Origin of the sequence: Piscinibacter sp. (genome assembly GCF_050175855.1) — a bacterium.
Lineage (GTDB): Bacteria > Pseudomonadota > Gammaproteobacteria > Burkholderiales > Burkholderiaceae_C > Piscinibacter.
Genome location: NZ_JBFXIO010000548.1, coordinates 1 through 2682, shown reverse-complemented (window position 1 = coordinate 2682; position 2682 = coordinate 1). Strand labels below are relative to the sequence as shown.

Here is a 2682-nt window from a genome sequence, read left to right as displayed (position 1 = left end):
ACGTCGACGACGCCAGCCTGGCGCGCATCGGCCGCTGGCCCTGGCCGCGCGAGCGCATCGCGGCGCTCGCCGACGAACTCTTCCAGCGCCAGCGTGCGGCCGTGGTCGGCTTCGACCTGGCTTTCGCCGAGCCCGAGGCCGGTGACGCCGCGCTGGCGAGCGCGCTGACCGGGCGGCCGGCCGTGCTCGGCTACATCCTCACCAGCGGCCCCGGCGCGCAACGCACCGGCGTGCTGCCGGCGCCGCTGATCGAGCCAGGCGCCCTCGACGGGGTGCGGCCGGCCGTCACCCGCTGGAGCGGCCATGCCGCCAGCGTCGCGCCGCTGGCCGCTGCCGCGGGCGCTGCCGGATTCTTCAACGCCCTGCCCGACGTCGACGGCGTGGTCCGCAGCCTGCCGCTGGTGGCCGAGGTCGATGGCGCGCTGCGCGAGTCGCTGGCACTGGCGATGCTGCGCCGGGCCTCGGGTTCGCCGCAGGCCCTGCCGGTGCTCAGTGGCGACGTGCTCGCCGCCATCGAGCTGCAGCAGGGCAGCCACCGCCTGCGCATCCCGCTCGATGCCCGCGGCGCGGTGCGCGTGCCCTTCCGCGGGCCGGGCGGCCCGGCCGGTGGTTCTTTCGACTACGTGCCGGCCGCCGATGTGATCGACGGCAAGCTGCCGCCCGAAGCGCTGACCGGCAAGCTGGTGCTGGTGGGCTCCAGCGCGCCGGGCGTGTTCGACCTGCGCAGCACCCCGGTGGCGGCGGTCTACCCCGGCGTGGAGGTGCATGCCAGTGTGCTCTCGGGCCTGCTCGATGGCCGCGGGCCGCTAGTGCCCGACTGGGCCCGCGGCTACGAGGTGGCGCAGCTGCTCGCGGTGACGGCGCTGCTGGCGCTGTTGTTGCCGCGAATGCGGCCAGCACGGGCTGCGGCAGCGACCGTGGTCCTGGCCGCCGCGCTGGTGCTGCTCGACCAGTGGCTGTACCGGCACCACGGCCTGGCGCTGCCGCTGGCCTCGGCGCTGCTGCTGACGGCGCTGGTCTATGCCGGCATCACCGGCTGGGGCGTGGTGGTGGAAGGCGCGCGGCGCCGCCAGCTGGCGCGGCTGTTCGGTACCTACGTGCCGCCGGAGCTGGTGGAGCAGATGGCGCGCGACCCGCAGCGCTACGGCATGCAGGCCGAGAACCGCGTGCTGACCATCATGTTCTGCGACATGCGCAACTTCACGCGCGTCTCCGAGGCCTTGCCGCCCGAGGAGCTGCGTGCGCTGATCAACCGCTTCTTCTCGGCGATGACGCAGGAGATCCGCGCCCACCGCGGCACGCTCGACAAGTACATCGGCGACGCCATCATGGCCTTCTGGGGCGCGCCGGTGGCCGACGACGAGCATGCGCTGCACGCCGTTCAGGCGGCGCTGGCGATGCTCGGCCGGCTCGACGGGCTCAACCGCGAGCTGCGCGAGCGCGGCCTGCCGGAGATCGGCCTGGGCGTCGGCATCAACACCGGCCTCGTGTGCGTGGGCGACATGGGCTCCGACATCCGCCGCAGCTACACGGTGATGGGCGACGCGGTGAATCTTGCCTCGCGCATCGAGGCGCTCACCCGCGTCTACGGCATCGACATCGTGCTCGGCCCGGCCACGCAGGAAGCGATCGGCACGCGGCTGCCGCTGGTCGAGGTCGACCGCGTCCGCGTCAAGGGCAGACAACAGGCCGTGACGCTTTTCACGCGGGTCTCTCGGGCCCATGCGAACGATTCGCGCTTTGCGGAGGAAGTGCGACTTTGGAACCTTGCACTGGCGCACTACCGCCGGCAGGATGCCAAGCAGGCGCTGACTTCGCTGGCTGCCTTGCGTGACGGCTTCGGCGGTTCGGCGCTGGGCGGCCTGTACGGTCAGCTCGGCGAGCGCATCGCGCGCTGGTCACTCCAACCCGAGCCGCCCGAATGGGACGGCACCCGTACCTTCGACAGCAAATGATCGTCAAAGTCCTCGGCTGCTCAGGCGCCATCGCGGCCGGCTGCAGGACCACGTCCTTCCTGGTCGACGACGACGTGCTCGTCGATGCCGGCACCGGCGTCGGCGATCTCTCGCTCGAGGCGCTGGCGCGCATCGACCACATCCTCATCAGCCACTCGCACCTCGATCACGTGCTGGCCATCGGCTTGCTGGCCGACAGCGTGATGCGGGCGCGGCGCGCCGCGGGACGCGGGCCGATCAAGGTGCATGCCCTGCCCGAGACGCTGGCCGCGCTGCGCGAGCACATCTTCAACGGCGTGATCTGGCCCGACTTCACGCGCTTGCCCAGCGCGGAGCAGCCGGTGCTCCAGCTCGTGCCCTTCGCGGTGGGCAACCAGTTCGAGGTGGCCGGCAAGCGGGTGGAGGTGATCACGGCCTCGCACACCGTGCCGGCTTGCGGCTTCGCCATCGAGGGCGGCGAGGGCGACGACAGGGGCTGGTGGGTCTACACCGGCGACACCGGGCCCAACCCGGCGCTGTGGATCCGGCTGCGCCACATGAAGATCGCCCACCTCGTGATCGAGACCGCCTTCAGCGACGAGGAACGCCAGCTGGCCTACATCAGCCGCCACCTGTGCCCGGCGGCGCTGGGCCACGAGCTGGCCCAGCTGCCCGGCAGCGTGGAGGTGCACATCACGCACATCAAGCCCGGCGAGACCGAGGCGGTGATGAGCGAGGTCGGCAAGCT

Annotated in this window: 2 protein-coding genes; both read left to right on the top strand. The window is 72.1% G+C overall.

Translation table 11 applies throughout. The features are described from left to right. The coding region (locus AB7U92_RS25520; protein WP_428583413.1) for a CHASE2 domain-containing protein at positions 1-1955 on the top strand (1955 nt) is incomplete at its 5' end. Further along, the coding region (locus AB7U92_RS25515) for an MBL fold metallo-hydrolase (protein ID WP_428583411.1) at positions 1952-2682 on the top strand (731 nt) is incomplete at its 3' end. The genes AB7U92_RS25520 and AB7U92_RS25515, both read left to right, overlap by 4 nt.